Origin of the sequence: Pseudomonas sp. SIMBA_067 (assembly GCF_046534675.1) — a bacterium.
In the GTDB taxonomy this organism is placed as follows: Bacteria; Pseudomonadota; Gammaproteobacteria; order Pseudomonadales; family Pseudomonadaceae; genus Aquipseudomonas; species Aquipseudomonas putida.
The window spans coordinates 157,102-175,536 of the sequence record NZ_JAWRYH010000007.1; the positions used below are offsets into that span (position 1 = coordinate 157,102).

The 18,435-nt window shown below is 63.9% G+C and carries 17 protein-coding genes and 2 riboswitches; of the genes, 13 read left to right on the forward strand and 4 right to left on the reverse strand.

What is annotated here, in order from left to right; translation table 11 throughout:
• Window positions 1–61: 61 nt before the first annotated feature.
• Window positions 62–1,114 (reverse strand): vanillin reductase, encoded by a 1,053-nt coding sequence (gene calA, locus SB765_RS16995; protein ID WP_341798228.1) that lies wholly within the window; start codon window positions 1,112–1,114, stop codon window positions 62–64.
• Between the two features lie 181 nt (window positions 1,115–1,295).
• Between calA and SB765_RS17000 the strand changes: the two genes are divergently transcribed.
• On the forward strand, window positions 1,296–2,201 hold the full coding sequence (locus tag SB765_RS17000) for an AraC family transcriptional regulator (RefSeq protein ID WP_049275529.1): 906 nt from the start codon (window positions 1,296–1,298) through the stop codon (window positions 2,199–2,201).
• A 33-nt stretch (window positions 2,202–2,234) separates the two neighbouring features.
• Here the strand turns inward: SB765_RS17000 and SB765_RS17005 are convergent, their stop codons facing one another.
• On the reverse strand, window positions 2,235–2,834 hold the full coding sequence (locus tag SB765_RS17005) for a TetR/AcrR family transcriptional regulator (protein ID WP_410931646.1): 600 nt from the start codon (window positions 2,832–2,834) through the stop codon (window positions 2,235–2,237).
• A 91-nt stretch (window positions 2,835–2,925) separates the two neighbouring features.
• Between SB765_RS17005 and SB765_RS17010 the strand changes: the two genes are divergently transcribed.
• From SB765_RS17010 to SB765_RS17025, 4 genes are all read left to right on the forward strand, one after another.
• A complete protein-coding gene (locus tag SB765_RS17010; RefSeq protein ID WP_410931647.1) occupies window positions 2,926–3,522 on the forward strand; it encodes an NAD(P)H-dependent oxidoreductase in 597 nt (198 codons plus the stop codon).
• A 121-nt stretch (window positions 3,523–3,643) separates the two neighbouring features.
• Window positions 3,644–4,150 carry a sigma-70 family RNA polymerase sigma factor gene (locus tag SB765_RS17015; RefSeq protein ID WP_016500433.1) on the forward strand — a complete coding sequence of 169 codons (507 nt, stop codon included), beginning with the start codon at window positions 3,644–3,646 and terminating at the stop codon, window positions 4,148–4,150.
• Window positions 4,147–5,121, forward strand: a complete 975-nt coding sequence (locus SB765_RS17020) for a FecR family protein (RefSeq protein WP_410931648.1) — start codon at window positions 4,147–4,149, stop codon at window positions 5,119–5,121. Before SB765_RS17015 ends, SB765_RS17020 begins: the two co-directional genes overlap by 4 nt.
• Before the next feature lie 93 nt (window positions 5,122–5,214).
• Window positions 5,215–7,647: a TonB-dependent siderophore receptor gene (locus SB765_RS17025; protein WP_410931649.1), complete on the forward strand. Its 2,433-nt coding sequence runs from the start codon at window positions 5,215–5,217 to the stop codon at window positions 7,645–7,647.
• 7 nt (window positions 7,648–7,654) lie between these two features.
• Here the strand turns inward: SB765_RS17025 and thpR are convergent, their stop codons facing one another.
• Window positions 7,655–8,200 carry an RNA 2',3'-cyclic phosphodiesterase gene (gene thpR / locus SB765_RS17030; protein ID WP_410931650.1) on the reverse strand — a complete coding sequence of 182 codons (546 nt, stop codon included), beginning with the start codon at window positions 8,198–8,200 and terminating at the stop codon, window positions 7,655–7,657.
• A 158-nt stretch (window positions 8,201–8,358) separates the two neighbouring features.
• On the opposite strand from thpR, the gene lpxO reads away from it, so the two are divergent.
• From lpxO to SB765_RS17045, 3 genes are all read left to right on the forward strand, one after another.
• The gene (gene lpxO / locus SB765_RS17035) at window positions 8,359–9,258 is read left to right on the forward strand and encodes a lipid A hydroxylase LpxO (protein ID WP_049275535.1); all 900 of its coding nucleotides are present in this window, start codon (window positions 8,359–8,361) and stop codon (window positions 9,256–9,258) included.
• 255 nt (window positions 9,259–9,513) lie between these two features.
• Entirely contained in the window at window positions 9,514–9,858 is a 345-nt protein-coding gene (locus SB765_RS17040) for a carboxymuconolactone decarboxylase family protein (protein ID WP_027919898.1), read from the forward strand.
• A 78-nt stretch (window positions 9,859–9,936) separates the two neighbouring features.
• Window positions 9,937–10,506 carry a GNAT family N-acetyltransferase gene (locus SB765_RS17045; protein WP_410931651.1) on the forward strand — a complete coding sequence of 190 codons (570 nt, stop codon included), beginning with the start codon at window positions 9,937–9,939 and terminating at the stop codon, window positions 10,504–10,506.
• A 70-nt stretch (window positions 10,507–10,576) separates the two neighbouring features.
• Here SB765_RS17045 and SB765_RS17050 read toward each other — a convergent pair whose 3' ends face one another.
• Window positions 10,577–11,323 carry an outer membrane beta-barrel protein gene (locus SB765_RS17050; RefSeq protein WP_410931652.1) on the reverse strand — a complete coding sequence of 249 codons (747 nt, stop codon included), beginning with the start codon at window positions 11,321–11,323 and terminating at the stop codon, window positions 10,577–10,579.
• Window positions 11,324–11,483: 160 nt separating this feature from the next.
• Window positions 11,484–11,692, forward strand: a riboswitch (cobalamin riboswitch).
• 108 nt (window positions 11,693–11,800) lie between these two features.
• Here SB765_RS17050 and SB765_RS17055 point away from each other — a divergent pair.
• The 5 genes from SB765_RS17055 (at window position 11,801) to SB765_RS17075 (ending at window position 18,426) form a co-directional block, all read left to right on the forward strand.
• The gene (locus tag SB765_RS17055; RefSeq protein ID WP_410931653.1) at window positions 11,801–13,927 is read left to right on the forward strand and encodes a TonB-dependent receptor; all 2,127 of its coding nucleotides are present in this window, start codon (window positions 11,801–11,803) and stop codon (window positions 13,925–13,927) included.
• A gap of 184 nt (window positions 13,928–14,111) precedes the next feature.
• Window positions 14,112–15,278 (forward strand): DUF1624 domain-containing protein, encoded by a 1,167-nt coding sequence (locus tag SB765_RS17060; protein WP_341798220.1) that lies wholly within the window; start codon window positions 14,112–14,114, stop codon window positions 15,276–15,278.
• A 28-nt stretch (window positions 15,279–15,306) separates the two neighbouring features.
• Window positions 15,307–15,505: riboswitch (cobalamin riboswitch) on the forward strand.
• Window positions 15,506–15,614: 109 nt separating this feature from the next.
• Window positions 15,615–16,625, forward strand: coding sequence for an ABC transporter substrate-binding protein (locus SB765_RS17065; protein WP_410931654.1), 1,011 nt, complete (start codon window positions 15,615–15,617; stop codon window positions 16,623–16,625).
• On the forward strand, window positions 16,625–17,641 hold the full coding sequence (locus SB765_RS17070) for a FecCD family ABC transporter permease (RefSeq protein ID WP_016500443.1): 1,017 nt from the start codon (window positions 16,625–16,627) through the stop codon (window positions 17,639–17,641). Before SB765_RS17065 ends, SB765_RS17070 begins: the two co-directional genes overlap by 1 nt.
• Window positions 17,638–18,426, forward strand: coding sequence for an ABC transporter ATP-binding protein (locus SB765_RS17075; RefSeq protein WP_341798219.1), 789 nt, complete (start codon window positions 17,638–17,640; stop codon window positions 18,424–18,426). Before SB765_RS17070 ends, SB765_RS17075 begins: the two co-directional genes overlap by 4 nt.
• Window positions 18,427–18,435: the final 9 nt, after the last annotated feature.

The window sequence follows — 18,435 nt, forward strand, 5'->3', positions numbered from 1 at the left end:
AGCCAGTACTGGCCCCTTCGCGGGCTTGCCCGCGAAGAGGCCAGTACTGGCAGCCGATCAATCAGCCCTGCAACGTGGCCATGTCGATCACGAACCGGTACTTCACATCACCTGCGATCATCCGCTCATACGCCTGGTTGATGTTACGGATATCAAGCATCTCGATATCGCAACGGATGTCGTGCTCGGCGCAGAAGTCCAGCACTTCCTGGGTCTCGGCGATGCCACCGATCAACGACCCCGCCAGCACCCGGCGCTTCAGCACCAGGTTGGCCGCATGCACTGGCGGGTCGATCGGTTCGATCAGGCCGACCAGGATGTGCACACCATCGAACGTCAGCGTTTCCAGGTAGGGGTTGAGGTCGTGCTGCACCGGAATGGTGTCGAGCAGGAAATCGAAACGGCCAGCAGCGGCGCGCATCTGCTCGGCATCGGTGGACACGATCACATGGTCGGCGCCCTGGCGGCGGGCTTCCTCGGCCTTTGCCTGGGAGCGAGTGAACAGGGTCACTTCCGCGCCCAGGGCCTTGGCCAGCTTGATGCCCATGTGGCCGAGGCCGCCCATGCCGAGGATGCCGACCTTGTGGCCCGGGCCCACGCCGTGGTGCTTGAGCGGCGAATAGGTGGTAATGCCGGCGCACAGGATAGGGGCGGCGCTGGGCAGGTCCATGCCGGCCGGGATGCGCAGCACGAAGTGCTCGCTGACCACGATGCTGCTGGAGTAACCGCCCATGGTGTTGCTGCCGTCGACCCGATCCGGGGTGGCGTAGGTCATGGTCGGGCCTTCAAGGCAATATTGCTCCAGGTCCTTGGCGCAGGCTTCACAGTGGCGGCAGGCGTCGACCATGCAGCCGACGCCAACCAGGTCACCGACCTTGTGCGCGGTGACCTTGGCGCCCACTGCCGTGACACGGCCGATGATCTCGTGGCCAGGCATCAGCGGGTACACGGCAATGCCCCATTCGTTGCGTGCCTGGTGGATGTCGGAGTGGCACACGCCGCAGTACAGGATCTCGATGGCGACGTCATCCGGGCGCGGGCTGCGGCGCTCGAAGGTCATGGGGGCCAGCGGGCTGGTCGGAGTTTGGGCGGCGTAACCGATGGCGGTATACATACAGGGCCTCGCAGTAAAGTGAAACGATTCAGTCGGCACATTCTGCGCGTCCAACTTCGCCGCGCCCACGGCTGATTCTCCGGCATGCATGCCTGATTCTCCGAAGGTGTCATCTAACACCTGGCGCCACGCCTTCAATCTGCGATGATCAAGCTGTCTGATTCTCTGCACTTGGTTCACCATGCAACTGACCCGTCACGTCGACGCCAATGCGCCGCTTTGCGCACTGATCCGCAGCCTCGCCACGCGGCCAGGCTTTGTGCCCACGCACCTGCCCCAGGTGCAGGTGCTGAGCTGGGACCACTATGTGGCCAGCAGCCCGCAGATCTATGAACCCAGCCTGATGATCCTGGCCCAGGGCAGCAAGCTGGCGCGCCTGGGGCCGCGCACCCTGGAGTACGGCGCCGGGCATTACCTGGTGCAGGCGTTGTCGGTGCCGTTCATGTGCGAAACCTTCGCCACCCCTGACGCGCCATTGCTGGGCGTGGCGGTGGACATCGACCGTGGCGTGCTAGGTGAACTGGTGCAGAGCATGGGCCTGGTGCCGGACGCTGCAGTACAGGCGCAAACACCGCAATCGATGACCTCCGCAGCACTGGATGCGCCAATGCGCGAAAGTGTGGAACGGCTGCTGCACTGCCTGCAGGACCCGCTTGACGCCAAGGTACTGGGCCCGGCGCGCGTACGCGAGGTGCTGTATACCGCGCTGCGCGGCCCGCAGGCCGGTGTTTTGCGAGCACTGGTGGAGCAACAGGGGCACTTCGCGCGCATCGGCGCCGCCCTCGCCCACCTGCGCCAGCACTACGCCGAGCCGCTGAGCGTGGAGGCACTGGCCGCGCGGGCCAACATGAGCGTTTCGACCTTCCATGAACACTTCAAGCGCTGCACCGACATGGCACCGATGCAGTACCTCAAGCGCTTGCGGCTGCTCAAGGCGCAGCAGATGCTGATCGGCGAAGGCCTGGGGGTGGCGCAGGCAGCGCACCGGGTGGGTTACCAGAGCACCTCGCAGTTCAGCCGCGAGTACAAGCGCCAGTTCGAGCGCAGCCCGGGGGATGAACAGCCCTATCAGAGCTTGCCTGTGTAGCGAAGCCATGCTCCCACAATGGTCGCATGCGCTTCATGTTTGCCGTTCGACCATGGCGATAATGGCGGCCTTGAGCTCAGCCTTGGCCTGCCCGGCTTCCAGCTCTCCCGCTGCAGCCGCCTGGGACAGCGCATCCGCTGCCCCCACCAGCAGGCGCATGCCGGCAGCCCCTACATTACCGCTCGGCGAAAACCCGGCCAAGGCTTCGCGGCACTTGTCCAGGAACGGCTGTTCGTACGCCCGTTTCAGCGCCTCCATTTCCGGCGACCCGGCCAGCGCTGCCGACACCCCGGGTATCTCCCGGCCCTGGCTCATCACGCAGTCCACGTAGGCCTCGGCAATCACCCGGGCGCGGCTGGCCAGGCTGGCTTCACAGCTGGCCAAGGCTTGCGACAGCATCTGCGACTGTCGCGCATCGTATTCCTGGTACAGCGCCACCAGCAGCCCGTTGCGGGTCTCGAAATGGTCATAGACCACCGGCTTGGTCACCCCCGCCTGTTCAGCCAGGCGGCCCAGGCTCAAGGCATCGGTACCCTCCTCCCGCACCAATTGCCAGGCCATATCCAGCAACTGCCTGCGTCGGTCGTCGCGGCTCAGGCGCTTGCGCGAACCTGCTTGATCATCGCTTGACATTGATAACCTACCAAAAGTAACTTACTAAACGTAACTTACCTGGAGTATATAACGCTTCAGGCTACCCTGCATCGTTGAATGGAGAGCCACCATGCACGCTCTGATCGTCGTAGGTCACCATGACCCGCAATCCCTCACCCACGCGCTGGCCCGGCAGGTTGCCGACGGCCTGGCCAGCGAAGGCCACAGCAGCGAGATCGCCGACCTGGCCAGCGAGGGTTTCGACCCCCGCTTCGGTCTTGCGGACCATGCCGTGCACCGCCGGCAGGCAGCTCCGCCGGCCGATGTACTCAAGGAGCAGGCCCGCATCGAGCGCGCCGATGCCCTGGTGCTGGTCTACCCGGTCTACTGGTGGTCACTGCCGGCTTTGCTCAAGGGCTGGGTCGAGCGGGTATTCAGCAACGGCTGGGCGTTCGACTATGACGAAGGCACCACGATCAAGAAACTGCGCGGCATGAAGGTTCACCTGATCGGCGTCGCGGGTGCCGATACAGGCACCTTCGAACGGCACGGCTATGGCGAGGCGATGCGCGTGCAGATTGGGCACGGCATCTTCGACTATTGCGGCGCCGAAGTACTCAGTTCCACATTGTTGGATGACAGCGAAGGGCCTGACCAGCTTCCCCACTTGCACCACGCACACGCTTTGGGCCAAAAACTGTTTGCAGATTGCCAGGCCGCAGCCTGAACTGTGCGCAGTGCCGCTATTCAAGTAGCGGCACCTCGGTTCTGTAACCGGCCCATTGCAGGGAATCAGACGACCCGGCTACCATTGAGAACGATTCACACTAACAACCGGAAGCCAGGCGTTGGACAGCACATCGACCCGTAAACTGGGCTTTTTCTTCAGCGACCACCATCGCTGGTTGCTCCAGCACATCCAGAAACGCCTGCGCAACCACGCCGACGCAGAGGACACTGCCGCCGAAACGTTCTGCCAGATGCTCGGCGCACGGGTCGACCCGGACAGCATTCAGCAGCCTCGCGCCTACCTCACAGTCATCGCCCGTCGGCTGATCTTCGACCGCCATCGCCGTCGCCAGCTCGAGCAGGCCTACCTGGAACACCTGGCGCGGTTGCCTGAGGCCGTAGCGCCATCGGCCGAGGAGCAACTGCTGCTGATCGAGGCCCTGGTGAGCATCGATGAGGCACTGGACGGCTTGCCGGCAGTCGTCAAAGCCACCTTCCTCTACAGCCAGCTCGACGGCATGCACTACGCCGACATCGCGGCAAAGCTGCAGATCAGCGAACGCTCTGTCAGCCGCTACATGAAACAGGCGCTGCGCCAATGTTACCTGTGCGAGGTGCAGGCATGAGCAGACCTGCCCTGGACCGGGTCAGCGAGCAAGCCATCGACTGGATGGTCGAGCTCAGGGCCGCTACGCCTGACCCGGCGCTGCTGCAACGAGTCAGGTTGTGGCTGCAGCAAGACCCCGCTCACCAACAAGCCTGGAACCGCCTGGAGCAACGCCTTGGCCATCCGTTCGCCGCGCTGCTCGCCCTGGATCAACGTGCCCCTGGCCAAGCAGCAGAGGCACGCCGATTGCTGATGCAGCCTACTCGCTCACGGCGTGACGTACTTGGCGCCATGGCCAGTCTGGGGCTGTTCGGCGCGGCGCTGTGGGGTGGATGGCGCAGCGACACCACCCAAGGCTGGCTGGCCGATTTGCACACGGGCAGTGGCGAGCGGCGCAGTTTTACCTTGGCAGACGGCAGCCGCCTGAGCCTGAACAGTGCCAGTGCGGTCGACGTGCAGTTCGATGCCGGGCAGCGGCTTCTGGTGCTGCGTCACGGCGAGTTGCTGATCCAGGTTGCGCGCGATCCGCTGCGCCCCTTGCGCGTGCGCACCGCGCAAGGGCAAGTGCAGGCGTTGGGGACGCGGTTTCTGGTCAGCCAGGAGCAGGACGCCACACGGGTCGTGGTGCTGCAGCACAGCGTCCGCGCCAGTCTCGCCGATGGGCAGTGGGCGGAGCTGCAGCAAGGGCAGGCTGCCCTGCTACGGAACAACACCATCGAGCGGCTGACAGGCGAGCAACAGCAACGCGCTGCATGGCTGGAGGGCCGCCTGGAGGTCCTCGACGCGCCACTGCATGGGGTGATCGACGCGCTGCGCCCCTACCAGCGTGGCTACATCCGGCTCGCCCCCGCGGCACGCGACCTGCGGGTACAAGGCGTATTTCCTCTGGCCCAGCCACAGCAGGCGTTCAAGGCGTTGGCCGAGGCCCTGCCAATCAGCGTGGAGCGCTATGGCCCGTGGCTGATGTTGATCGACCTGAAACCCGCTTGATCAAAATATTTATCGAAATCATTCGCAATCGTGGCAAGTTTTCTTTGCTCATCCCACATACCTCCTGACAGCCACTTCATTCGGGAGTAATCCGTGTACAACCCCTTGCCCCGCGCCCTGCCCCTGGTCGCTGCCCTGGCCAGCTTCAACGTGCTTGCCCAGGCGCAAACCCAAGTGTTCGACCTGCCACCCGCCAGCCTGGCTCACACGCTCAACCGCATCGCTAGCCAGAGCGGCCACATCATCGCGCTGGAGCCAGCACTGGTGCGCGGCAAGCAGGCACCTGCCGTAGTCGGCCAGATGAGTGCCGAGCAGGCCATGCAAGCTGCGCTGGCCGGTAGCGGCTTGCAGTTGCGGGTTTCCGCCGAGGGCCATTTCAGTGTGGCGCCCGGCAACCTGGGCAGCGACGTCATGGAGCTGGGCAGCACCAGCATCACCGACAACTATGTGGACGCAACCAGCGAAGGCACCGGGTCGTATGCCGCCCGCGCGGTGACCCTGGGCAAAGGCACGCACACCCTCAAGGAGATTCCCCAGTCGGTCACCGTCATCACGCGCAAGCAACTGGATGACCAGGGCATCACCGACTTGCAGGACGCGCTTAACCACACCACGGGCATTGTCGGCGCGCAGGGCATTGGCCCTGGCGTGGTCGTGACCTCGCGTGGTTTTCAGATTGATGACTGGCAATACGACGGTGTGCCCATCCCGCGAAACAACTATTCGCTGGGCAACTGGGCCACCCAGGACCTGGTGTTCTTCGACCGGGTTGAAGTGCTGCGCGGTGCTTCAGGCCTGTTGCAAGGCACCGGCAGCCCAGGTGGCGCAATCAACCTGGTGCGCAAGCGTGGCCAAACGGCGCCGACCGTTACGCTGACAGGCAAAGCTGGCTCCTGGGACCACTATGGCCTGCAGCTGGATGCCGGCGGCCCGCTGACGACCGACGGCCGTGTGCGCGGGCGGCTTGTCGCTGACGAAGACCAAAGCGACAGCTTCATCGACTATGTCTGGAGCAAAAGCCATTCGTTGTATGGCGCCCTGGACATCGACCTGAACGACGCGACCACGGTGGGCGGCGGTATCAGCTACAACCGCCAGCAGTCCCGGCCGATGCTGCGCGGCCTCCCACGCTACGCCAGTGGCAAACCGGTCGACCTGCCGCGTTCGACTTACACCGGCGCCCGCTGGAGCCGCGCAGAAACCGACGTCACCACGTACTACCTGGACCTTGAACACCGCTTCAACGATGACTGGACCTTCAAGGCCGCAGCCGTGCGCATGGATGAAACCAACACATCCACCCACCAGCGCGTGCAGAGCACCCGCCAGGGCGTTGCGCCTGACGGCAGCGGCATCACCTACGCCGACTGGCTCACCGATTTTCACTCGACCAAGCTGGGCCTGGACATGAACGTGGTGGGCCACTTCGATACCGGCCCACTGGCCCATGAAATCACCGTGGGCGGCAACTACTCGAAGCTGACTTCGGATGACGCCTACTGGCGCAATTTCGATGCCGGCGGCAACATCTTCGACATCGACCATGACCGCCCGGAACCCAGCCGCGACAGCGTCTTCGAGGGCGAACTGGCACGTGCCAACAGGGCCAGCTACGACATCCGCCAGACAGGCCTGTACGGCGCCTGGCGCGTCAAACCCACCCAGGACCTGACGTTGGTCCTTGGCTCGCGCGTTAGCTGGTTCGACTACAGCTGGGACTCGATCGACTTCGACAGCCTGACCGACCCCGGTACCCGCTACCCGACCAGCCGCATGACCGAAACGGGCCAAGTCACCCCTTATGCAGGCTTTATCTACGACTTGACCCGCGAATGGGCATGGTACGCCAGCTACACCGACGTGTTCGTACCGCAAACCGAACGCGCCGTGGGCAATACGCCGCTCAAACCGGTGATCGGCAGCAACTACGAAACGGGACTCAAGGGCGAACTGCTCGACGGCCGGGTCAACGCCTCGATCGCATTGTTCCGCTACGACCAGGAAAACCGCGCCGTCACCGACGTAGCCTCCGGCTTCGCCTGCGATGACTGGTACTGCTCCACCGCAGCGGGCAAGGTGCGCAGCCAAGGCGTCGAAGCCGAAATCAGCGGCGAAGTGCTGAGTGGCCTGCAACTGTTCGCAGGCTACACCTACAACACCACCAAGTTCCTCGATGACCCTGACGACAAAGGCCGCACCTTCAGCCAGTGGACACCCAAGCACATGCTGCGTGCATGGGCCGATTACACCCTGCCACTGGACGGCCAGCGCTGGAGCACCGGCCTGGGCTTCACCACCCAGAGCCACACCCTCGGCTACGAGCGTACCTACACCGTGCCTGGCTATACCGTCTGGAGCGCACGCCTGGCCTACCAGCTAACCCCCGACGTGAACCTTGCCGTCAACGCCAACAACCTGTTCGACAAGAAGTACTGGGTTGCAGGCTTCAACCAGCTCAATGGCAGCAACAACTATGGCGAGCCACGCAACTTCATGCTGACGGTCAAGTATACCCCGCAACTCTGACCCCGGGTCAATCTGCCAGCGGCCACTGCGCCAAGGGCCGGTAAGCGCCCTTGCGCGACTCGTAGAGCGTGAAATGGCGAGCCGCGAGGTAGAACTCCGGCGCGCTGCTGGCCTCGGGTGGTTGCCCGCGGTAATCCCTGGACAAGGTCAAGTGTGGCCGATACTCACGGTTGGCCACCTCCACCCCCAACGGCAGCAGTGCCTGCTGCAAGCCGTACACCAGTTGCAACAGGGCTGGCGGTGTCTGCTGTGGCTCCAGCACCAGCGCGCCAGCCCGCTGCCACACCTGCAAGCGGTCAAGCAAAAGCCGCGGTGCCATGGCCGGCAGCGCCAGTTGATCGACTGCCGCACAGATCGCAGGCACCTGCGCGGTATCTACATCGCCGAGGAACAACAGCGTGACGTGGAAGTTGGCCGCTGGCACCGGTTTGCCGCTCCGCAGGCCCAGCCCACGCCGCCACTGGGCCAAGGCCCGGCGCTGGGCATCGCTGACCGGCAAGGCGAAAAACAGCCGTTTGAACGGGCTACCGCTGGGGCGTATATCCTGAACCATACCAACTCCATGACGTGAAACGTTTGCGCAAGACTGTAGGGCATTACACCAATGTCGCCCCGGCGTTTCGTAACAATAAGTACAAACTACCCCCATGATTGTTTATGCTGGCGGGCTTATGCCATGGCGCATGGCCATTTTTCGACAAGTAAACGTCCATGAAAATTGCACTCGTACTTATCTTCGCCCTCTCGATTGCCTACGTGCACCTGCGCGGTCGGGTTCGCCACAAGTTGACCCGCCAGCTGGGCGACCACTCCAGCTTCCTGGCCCCGGTCAACAGTTTCCTGTACCTGTTTTCCAAGCTCCCGGCCAAGCCTTACTTGCCGGTCGAAGCCTTCCCCGAACTGAAGCCGCTGCAGGACCACTGGCAGGAAATCCGCGAGGAAGGCCGCCAGTTGCTGCACGTGGGCGAAATCAAGAAGTCCGACAATTACGATGACGTCGGTTTCAATTCGTTCTTCAAGACCGGGTGGAAGCGCTTCTACCTGAAGTGGTATGGCGAAAGCCACCCATCGGCGATGGCCCTGTGCCCCCGCACCACCGAGCTGCTGCAAAGCATCGGCACGGTCAAGGCCGCCATGTTCGCCACCCTGCCACCGGGCGCCAAGCTGGTGCGCCACCGTGACCCGTATGCCGGCTCGTACCGCTATCACCTGGGCCTGGACACGCCCAACGACGACGGTTGTTACATCGACGTGGATGGCGAGAAGTATTCGTGGCGCGATGGCGAGGGTGTGATCTTCGACGAAACCTACATCCACTATGCGGCAAACACCACCGAGCACAACCGCATCATCCTGTTCTGTGACGTCGAGCGCCCGCTCAAGTACCGCTGGGCAACTGCGTTCAACCGCTGGTTCAGCCGCAACGTCATGGCCGCTGCCGCCGCGCCTAACGGTGACGGCGACAAGACCGGCGGTATCAACCGCTTGTTCACCCGCATCTACAAGATTCGTGAACGCGGCAAGGCGCTGAAGAAGCGCAACCGCATGCGCTACTACCTGGAAAAGTGGGCAGTGGTTGCGGCGCTGGTGCTGGTGTTCATCTACATCTGAATGCTCAGCGCGCTCCCGTCTGTAGGAGCAGCCTTGCGCTGCGAAGAGGCCATTGCAGCTGAAGAAAATCTTTAGCCTTACTGGCCTCTTCGCAGCGCAAGGCTGCTCCTACAAGGTGCTGCGGCAGCCTAAGTGATGGTGCAAGACAGTTGCCCTCACAAGTACTGCTGCACACCCACCAAAGTACAAGCCTCGCTCTCGCCACTCTTCGACTAGCCTGAAAGCTCCACTCGCAACCACCCCAAGGTGAAGACGATGAGCATGATGGACTGGGACGCCTACCGTAAGCAGTTGATGGCCGGCATCGGCGATCTCAAGCAACTCTCCCCCGACACCGTGGCCGGGTACATGACCGCCAGTGGCGCGGGAGCCAAGACCAACCACCTCGACGCCAAGACCCGTGAGTTGATCTCACTGGCCGTGGCCGTGACCACCCGTTGCGACGGCTGCATCGCCGTGCATTCGCAGCAGGCGGTCAAGCACGGTGCCACCCGCGAGGAAATTGCCGAAGCCCTCGGCGTGGCGGTGGCGATGAACGCCGGTGCTGCGCTGGTGTACTCGGCGCGGGCCATGGATGCGGTGGGCAAGGCCAACGGCTAGGCACAAACGGCGTCGTCGCCCTTGCGCGACGGCGCCGCGCCCCACAGACTTGGCGGCCCAGCCCTTGCAGGAACCCGCATGATCCACATTCGCCCCATGACAGCCGAAGACTTCGAGCGCTTCTGGCCCACCTTCCAGGCCATTGTCCAGGCCTGTGAAACCTACGCATTCGACCCAGCCCTGAGCTTCGACCAGGCACGCCAGCTGTGGCTGGAGCTGCCATTGCACACGCTGCTGGCCGAAGAGGATGGCGAGCTGCTGGGTTCTTATTACCTGAAGGCCAATGCCGCCGGGCCTGGCGGGCACGTGGGCAACTGCGGCTACATGGTGTGCAAACAGGCACGTGGCCGGGGCGTGGCGCGCCTGATGTGCGAGCACTCGCAGAAGCTGGCACGCCAAGAGGGCTTTCTGGCCTTGCAGTTCAACTCGGTAGTGGCCAGCAATGAAGTCGCGGTGGCACTGTGGCACAAGCTGGGCTTCGAAACGGTCGGGCGCTTGCCCAAGGCTTATCGCCATGCCCGCCTGGGGCTGGTGGACTGCCTGGTGATGTACAAGTGGCTGGCGGATGAGCCGGTGGTGGAGAAGCCGCCACTGCTGATCGGACGCAAGAATATCGAGGCACGGGTGTCACGGCGTCGCGGGCGCTGATCTTCTCTCGCAGGTTAGTCCTCTTCGCGGGTGAACCCGCGAAGAGGTCGGGCATGCTAAACGCTCAGTTTCAGAAGGCCAGGCCCACCTTCACCCCAAACTCGTCACGCTTGAGCTTGGTGTTGTCTGCTGCTGGAGAGTCTTCATCCAGCTTGTATTCGGTGCGGGTGTAATAAACCCCCGCCTGCACCGGCATACCGCCCTGCTGGTTCATCAGCAACGTCACTTCGGCATACGGGTTGGTGCGGTCTTTCAGGTCGACCGTGTCGCTACCAAAGTCGTCAACCTTCAGCCGCGCGCGGCCGTCCAGGGTGTGGCGTGCCCCAACTTCCACGCGCAAGGTCGAGGCGTCGAACTGATGGTTGTAGCCCAATGCCGCCTTGGCGAAGGGCGATTTCACGGTGAGCTTGGTATCGAGGTCGTTGATTTCCGGCTCGAAGCGCGACCAGCTGTAACCGCCGCCCACGGTCACGTCGACAAAGTTGCGAGCGTCCAGCGTCGCACGCCAGCCAAGGTCAAGGTCGGCCTGGGCCTCCTTGAGCTTGTTGTCGTTCTTCTTGCCGAATTTGGCTTCGGCGCCGAGCTGGTAGATGAACCCGGATTCGGCTGTCAGCTTGTTGCCGAAGGTGGCGAACACGCCGCCTTGGCCCATGTGTTCCTTGTCGCTTTCACTGCCACCTTCGAACTTGAACTTGTCGTAGGCGCCCTGCAGCCCGATGGTGAACAGCGGGTCAGTGCTGGGTGCGGCGGTGGCGGCCAGCGGTGCGGCGATCAGGGCGAGCAGGCAGGTGTGGCGCAACAGATGACGAGCAGGCATGCGTAAAGTCTCCATGACTTGATAACGAAAGACGAACGTGCGGTTCGAGACAAACGCCAGCTGAAAAGTTCGAAAAAAAGTCATTAAAAGCGCGCAACCTCGTGTTTTATCGCAGTATTCATGGCACGCCAACATTTGACGCCCCAGCATTTCAGTGGTCATATGCGCGCCAGTTTCAGGTGCCCTTCGCCGCCGCGCGCAGGGTGAAACGGGAAGCCGGTGCGTCGTGGTACCCACGACAAGTCCGGCGCTGCCCCCGCAACGGTAAGCGAGCGACCCCTTCGAGATACCACTGTGCACATGCATGGGAAGGTGAAGGTGTCATGCCCCTCGCAAGCCCGGAGACCGGCCTGGAGCGTCACTTGGCAACCCGCGGTGGGCGGGCGCAGGCCGGAATCCGTGCGCGCGCCTGCCTGCATGGTTCGCCTTTGCGTGTTTTCCACCGGGATCCATTCATTCCTGCAGCAGTGGAACGACATGTCCCGTAAGTTCAAGCTTCACCCCCTGGCGGCCTGCCTGGCCGTCGCCCTGCCGGTCCTGGCCGATGACCGTGACCCGCAGCCCCTGGCCTTGCCCTCCACGGCCATCACCGACACCCTCGACAGCCGCGCGATCGACCTGGCCACGCCAACCCCGGCAGGCTCGCGCCTTGGCCTCAGCGCCCTGGAAACACCGGCCAGCACCAGCAGCATCAGCGCCGAGCAGATCCAGCAGCGCAACAACCTCACCGTGCAGGATGCGGTAACGCGGTCGCCGGGCATCACCTTCGTCGGCTCACCGGGCGACGGCGGCACCGGCCTGTCCGCCCGCGGCTTTGCCGGCCACAGCTCGGTGATGACCCTGTTCGACGGCGCCCGCCTCTACACCGGTGCCGGCACCCAGACGTTCCCTGTCGACCCGTGGATGGTCGAACGCATCGATGTGATTCGCGGCCCGGCTTCGGTACTGCATGGCGAAGGCGCCACCGGCGCGGTGATCAACGTGATCCCGAAAAAACCGTTTGCCGGTGAGGTGCGCAACCACCTGCGCCTGGGCTACGGCTCGTGGGACCGCCAGCAGCTGGGCCTGGACAGCGGCGGCAGCCTCAGCGAGCGCCTGAGCTATCGCCTCACCCTCAACCAGCAGGCCGGCAACGGCTGGGTCGACCGCACCACTTCGCGCAGCCTGGCCCTGAGTGCCGCGCTGCGTTTCGATGCCAGTGACGACCTCAGCTTCACCCTTGCTCACGACCGTGGCGATGCAGAGCCTGCCAACTACTATGGCACCCCGCTGATCGACGGGCACTACCGCAGCAGCCTGCGCAAGAAAAACTACAACGTGCAGAACGACGTGCAGCACTACGTCGATGAGTGGACCCGGCTGACCACCGACTGGACGTTGAACGACCACATCAGCGCGAGCAACCAGCTGTACTACATCAAGAGCCGCCGCCACTGGCGCAACGCCGAAGACTACGGCTGGGACGCCGAGCGCCAGCAATTGCAGCGCGGCAGCTACCTGGAAATCAAGCACAACCAGGAACAGTTCGGCGACCGCCAGACCTTCACCTTTGACCACAGCGTGTTCGGCCTGGCCAGCAAGACCGTGATCGGCGCGGAATACAACAAGGTCCGCTTCAACGTCGACAGCAATGCGCCCTACAACGATGTGGGCGGCGACTACATCGACCCGTGGCAACCAGAACCGGGCTGGTTCCACAGCGCCTCGCCGCTGCGCCCGCAAACCTTGTCCAGCACCCAAACCTTCGCCCTGTTCGCCGAGAACCGCCTGCAGCTGAGCGACCGGCTGTCGCTGGTCACCGGCGTGCGCCGCGACCAGAACCACATCGACCGCACCAACCTGACCAACGACAGCCGCAGCGACCGCAGCCTGCAAGGTGGCAACTGGCGCGCCGGGCTCGTGTTCGCCATCAACGACGACCTGTCGCTGTACGGGCAGTACTCCACTAGCCAGGAGGGGGTCAACAACCTCATCAGCCTCAGCCCCACCCAGATGCACTATGACCTGACCGAGGCGAAGCAGACCGAGGTAGGCCTCAAGCAGCGCTTCTGGGACGGCCGTGGCGAATGGACGCTTGCCGCCTACCACATCGTCAAGAAGAAACTGCTGGTGGACGACCCGATCACCCACGAGAAGCAGCAGGCTGGGCAGCAGGCGTCCGATGGACTTGAGGCCACCCTGGAACTGGCCCTGGCGCATCAGTGGCAGGTGTCGGCCAACGCGTCGCTGGTGCGCGCCAGGTATGACGACTTCGACGAGATGGTCGGCGGCGTGGCGCAGGACCGTGCTGGCAACCGGCCGGCCAACGTGCCACGGCGTACCGCCAACCTGTGGTTGAGCAAAGGCTTCGGCCAGCAGGTAGAGGCCGGCATTGGTGCGCGCTACGTAGATGAGCGTTATGCCGATACCGCCAATACCCAGAGCGCCCCCGGGTACACCGTGGTCGATGCCAACATCGCCTGGCAGGTGCTGCCGGATGTGAAGTTGGGCTTGCAGTTGAACAACCTGTTTGATCGTGAGTATGTGCAGTCGGCCTTCAGTGGGCAGCAGTGGTTGATGGGGATGCCGCGGTCGTACTTTGCGACGGTGGATTACACCTTCTGAACTGAGTTGCCTGTAACGGTCTCTTCGCAGCACAAGGCTGCTCCTACAAGTCACCACCGACCGGTAGGAGCAGCCTAGCGCTGCGAAGAGGCCGGCCCAGGCAACACAAAAACTCTACCAACCTCTAATAAATTAGTTATAAGATAACGTTTCACATGACATTCATTCCTATCAGCGACCCTCCATGACAAGCGCCAGCGCCACGCCCTCCCTGATCACCCAGCGCCTGCAGAGCATCGATGCCCTGCGCGGCCTGGTGATTCTGTTCATGCTTCTGGACCATGTCCGCGAAACGTTCTTCCTGCACCGACAGGTCAGCGACCCGATGACCATCGACGCCACAGAGCCTTCGCTGTTCTTCAGCCGCACCCTGGCCCACCTGTGCGCGCCAGTGTTCGTCCTGCTGACCGGCCTGTCGGCCTGGCTGTATGGCGAAAAACACCAGGGCCGTGGCGATGTCTCGGCGTTTCTGTTCAAGCGCGGGCTGTTCCTGGTGGTGCTGGAATTCACTTTGGTCAACTTCGCCTGGACCTTCCAACTGCCCCCCAGCGTCATCTACCTGCAAGTCATCTGGGCCATCGGCGTCAGCATGATCGCCCTGTCGCTGCTGGTATGGCTGCCACGTGCGGCCCTGCTCGCCCTGGGCGCAGTCATCATTGCCGGTCACAACCTGCTCGACGGCCTGCACTTTGGCGTGGAGTCCGCCCTGCACGTGCCATGGGCCATCCTGCACGACCGTGGCTGGCTTGAATTCTCCGAAAACCTGCGCCTGCGCACGTCTTACCCGGTGCTGCCATGGATCGGCGTCATCGCCCTGGGCTATGGCCTGGGCCCCTGGTTCGCCCGTGGCAGCACAGCCGGCCAACGCCAGCAGCGCCTGCTGCTGGCTGGGCTGACTGCGTTGCTGGGCTTTGTCCTGTTGCGCCTGTTCAACGGCTATGGCGAGGCGCCGTGGAGCGGTTACCCGACCCTCACCCAAACCGTGATGAGCTTCTTCAACATCACCAAATACCCGCCGTCACTGCTGTTCCTGGCCCTGACCCTGGGCTGCGGCCTGCTGTTGCTGCGCGCCTTCGAGCGCGCCGGCCAGGCCCGGTGGATCAGCGCGCTGGCAGTGTTTGGCGCAGCACCGATGTTCTTCTACCTGTTGCACCTGTACGTGCTGAAACTGCTGTACCTGGCCTGCGTGGCGCTGTTCGGCCTCAACCATGGCGACTATTTCGGCTTCGACGGCATCACGGCGGTGTGGCTGGGCGCAGCGGCGCTGGCGGTTTCGCTGTACCTGCCGGTGCGCGGGTTCGCCCGCCTGAAAGCGCGCCGCCGCGACATCACCTGGCTGAAGTACTTCTGAAAAGCGTTTTCACCCGGCGGCGCGATGGTCTACCATGCGGGCCGCCGGTTTCCACCACGGAATTAATAGGGAATCCCAGGCCCGTCAATACGGGCCAAACGGAACTGCCCCCGCAACTGTAGGTGCCGAGCCTGCTCCATCGATGCCACTGGGCCACGCGCCCGGGAAGGCCGGAGCCGGGCCATGACGCACCAGTCAGGAGACCTGCCGGCCTACATTTACCAACCGGCGGGGTGTCCGGGATTGGCCATCAGTGTTGCCCCTGCCATCAGCGGGGCTCGGCGATGCCTGTCCGTGCGTTCCTCACCCGAACTGTCCGATAGGAGATCGCCCAGCATGCTGCCCCGTTTCGCCACCCTGCTCGCCGGCCTTGGCCTCACTGGCCTGGCCCAGGCCGCTGCCACCCACTACCCGCTGACGGTCGAGAACTGCGGCAAACCGCAAACCTTCGCCCAGGCGCCGCAGCGCGCCGTCACCATCGGCCAGGCAGGCACCGAGATGCTCTACGCACTCGGGCTTGGCGACAAGCTGGCGGGCACCTCGCTGTGGTTCAACAACGTGCTGCCCGAGTACCAGGCGCAGAACGACAAGGTGCCGCGCCTGGCCGACAATGACCCCAGCTTCGAGGCCGTGGTCGGCAAGCGCCCGCAACTGGTGACGGTGCAGTTCGAATGGATGGTCGGCGCCCAGGGTGTGGTCGGCACCCGCGAGCAGTTCGATGAACTGAAGATCCCCACCTACTTGCTGCCTTCGGACTGCGAAGGCAAGGACAACCTGGTCGGCGCCGACGGCACCCGCCTGCAGGCGTTTCAGGTCAGCAGCATCTACAACAGCGTCAGCCAGCTGGCCGAGATCTTTGATGTGCAGGACCGAGGCACTGCGTTGAACGCCGAGCTGAAAGGCCGCCTGGACAGCGCCAAGGCACAACTGGCCGGCAAGGACCTGTCCACCACTTCGGCACTGTTCTGGTTCTCCAGCGCCGACCTCGACATCGACCCTTACGTGGCGGGCCGTCAAGGGGTCGCTGACTTCATGCTGCGCACGTTGGGCGTGCGAAATGTGGTCGAGTCCACCGAGGAGTGGCCGACCGTAGGCTGGGAAACCCTGGCCAAGGCCAACCCCACCTGGCTGATCATCGCTCGCATGGACCGCCGCCGCTTCCCCGCCGACGACTACCAGAAAAAGCTGGAATTCCTGCGCAACGACCCGGTAACCCGCAACATGGACGCGGTGAATCACAACCGCATCATCGTCCTCGACGCCGACGCCATGCAGGCCGGCATCCGCCTGTTCCGTGGCCTGCAAACCTTGTCGGCAGCCTTCGCCAGCGGTAAAGCGGCCCAGTGATGATTCGCCTGTTACCCTGCATCGCAATCGCCTTGGCGGCACTGTTGGCCGCCTTGCTGGCCGGCACTGCCATCGGTGAGACCAACCTGTCACCCAGCGTGGTCGGCCAGGTGCTGGCCAACCACCTGTGGCAGGCCGGCTACCCGGTTGACCCGATCGACGCCGGCATCGTCTGGAACTACCGCCTGACCCGTACCCTGGTCGCGGCAGCCTGCGGTGCCGGCCTGGCCACCTGCGGTGTGGTTCTCCAGGCGCTGCTGCGCAACCCGCTGGCCGAGCCGTACCTGCTGGGCTTGTCGGCCGGCGCCTCGACCGGTGCAGTGCTGGTCGGCCTGCTGGGCCTCGGTAGCCTGGCGCTGAGCATGTCCGGTGGCGCCTTCATCGGTGCGTTGGCTGCGTTCGCCCTGGTGCTGCTACTGGCCCGTGCGGCCGGCCCAGGCAGCAACAACGCGCAGGTAATCCTCGCCGGCATCGCCGGCTCGCAACTGTTCACCGCCCTCACCGCTTTTCTCATCACCAAGTCGGCCACCGCCGAACAGGCACGCGGCATCCTGTTCTGGCTACTGGGCAATCTCAGCGGCGTGCGTTGGCCTTCCGTGTGGCTGGCTGTGCCGGTGGCGCTGTTCGGCCTGGTGGTGTGCCTGTTGCACCGCCGCGCGCTGGACGCCTTCACCTTCGGCGCCGATTCGGCTGCATCGCTGGGCATCCCGGTGCGGCGCACCCAGTTACTGCTGATCAGTTGCACGGCACTGGTCACGGCGGTGATGGTGTCCATCGTCGGCGCCATCGGCTTTGTCGGGCTGGTAATCCCGCATGCCCTGCGCCTGCTACTCGGCCCCGGGCACAGCCGCCTGTTGCCCGCCAGCGCACTGGGCGGCGCACTGTTCCTGATTGCCGCCGACGTACTTTCGCGCACCTTGATTACAGGCCAGGTGATTCCCGTGGGCGTGGTAACCGCACTGATCGGTGCACCGGTGTTCGCGTTGATTCTGGTCAGCCGCCGAGGGCACTCATGACGGTCATGATCGCTGCACAGCTTGCGCCACTGAGCTGCCAGGGCCTGGGGCTGCAACTGGCCGGCAATACCGTGCTGCGCGATATCGACCTGCACGTTGTGGCAGGTGAAACCCTGGGCATTGTCGGCCCCAACGGCTCCGGCAAATCCTCACTGCTCAAGCTGCTGGCCGGGCTGCGCAAGCCGGCCAGCGGCAGCGTGCAACTGCTGGGCGAACCGCTGGCACAGTTGCCCCGCCGCCGTGTTGCACAGGCCCTGGCGCTGGTTGAGCAACAGGCTGACACCCTCGATGCAATCAGTGTGTTCGATGCCGTTGCCCTGGGCCGTACGCCTTGGTTGTCGGCACTGGCACCGTTCTCTGGAGAGGACCGTGCCATCGTCGAGCAGGCCCTGGCTGACCTCGACGCCCTGCACCTGCGCACACGCCTGTGGGGTTCGCTGTCGGGTGGCGAGCGCCAGCGCGTGCACATCGCCCGCGCCTTGGCGCAACGGCCACAGGTACTGTTGCTGGACGAGCCGACCAACCACCTGGACATTCAGCACCAGCTAAGCCTGCTGCAGCAGGTTCAAGCCTTGCCGGTGACCACGCTGGTGGCCTTGCACGACCTCAACCAGGCACTCACCTGCGACCGCGTCGCGGTGCTGGACAACGGCCGCCTGGTCGCCCTCGGCAAACCGTTCGAAGTCCTCACGCCAGAGCGCCTGCTGTGCACCTTCGGCGTGCATGCACGTTACCTCACCGATCCCTTCGATGGCGCCCGCATCCTGCGTTTTCGCGCCCCCTGAACCAGGAAG

What these genes read in the sequence shown, in the direction of transcription:
- SB765_RS17055 (WP_410931653.1), top strand. Translation starts at nt 11,801, where the DNA reads ATGTCCCGTAAGTTCAAGCTTCACCCCCTGGCGGCCTGCCTGGCCGTC.
- SB765_RS17020 (WP_410931648.1), top strand. Translation starts at nt 4,147, where the DNA reads ATGAGCAGACCTGCCCTGGACCGGGTCAGCGAGCAAGCCATCGACTGG.
- SB765_RS17065 (WP_410931654.1), top strand. Translation starts at nt 15,615, where the DNA reads ATGCTGCCCCGTTTCGCCACCCTGCTCGCCGGCCTTGGCCTCACTGGC.
- thpR (WP_410931650.1), bottom strand. Translation starts at nt 8,200, where the DNA reads ATGGTTCAGGATATACGCCCCAGCGGTAGCCCGTTCAAACGGCTGTTT.
- SB765_RS17040 (WP_027919898.1), top strand. Translation starts at nt 9,514, where the DNA reads ATGAGCATGATGGACTGGGACGCCTACCGTAAGCAGTTGATGGCCGGC.
- calA (WP_341798228.1), bottom strand. Translation starts at nt 1,114, where the DNA reads ATGTATACCGCCATCGGTTACGCCGCCCAAACTCCGACCAGCCCGCTG.
- SB765_RS17050 (WP_410931652.1), bottom strand. Translation starts at nt 11,323, where the DNA reads ATGCCTGCTCGTCATCTGTTGCGCCACACCTGCCTGCTCGCCCTGATC.
- SB765_RS17075 (WP_341798219.1), top strand. Translation starts at nt 17,638, where the DNA reads ATGACGGTCATGATCGCTGCACAGCTTGCGCCACTGAGCTGCCAGGGC.
- SB765_RS17045 (WP_410931651.1), top strand. Translation starts at nt 9,937, where the DNA reads ATGATCCACATTCGCCCCATGACAGCCGAAGACTTCGAGCGCTTCTGG.
- SB765_RS17005 (WP_410931646.1), bottom strand. Translation starts at nt 2,834, where the DNA reads ATGTCAAGCGATGATCAAGCAGGTTCGCGCAAGCGCCTGAGCCGCGAC.
- lpxO (WP_049275535.1), top strand. Translation starts at nt 8,359, where the DNA reads ATGAAAATTGCACTCGTACTTATCTTCGCCCTCTCGATTGCCTACGTG.
- SB765_RS17010 (WP_410931647.1), top strand. Translation starts at nt 2,926, where the DNA reads ATGCACGCTCTGATCGTCGTAGGTCACCATGACCCGCAATCCCTCACC.
- SB765_RS17070 (WP_016500443.1), top strand. Translation starts at nt 16,625, where the DNA reads ATGATTCGCCTGTTACCCTGCATCGCAATCGCCTTGGCGGCACTGTTG.
- SB765_RS17060 (WP_341798220.1), top strand. Translation starts at nt 14,112, where the DNA reads ATGACAAGCGCCAGCGCCACGCCCTCCCTGATCACCCAGCGCCTGCAG.
- SB765_RS17000 (WP_049275529.1), top strand. Translation starts at nt 1,296, where the DNA reads ATGCAACTGACCCGTCACGTCGACGCCAATGCGCCGCTTTGCGCACTG.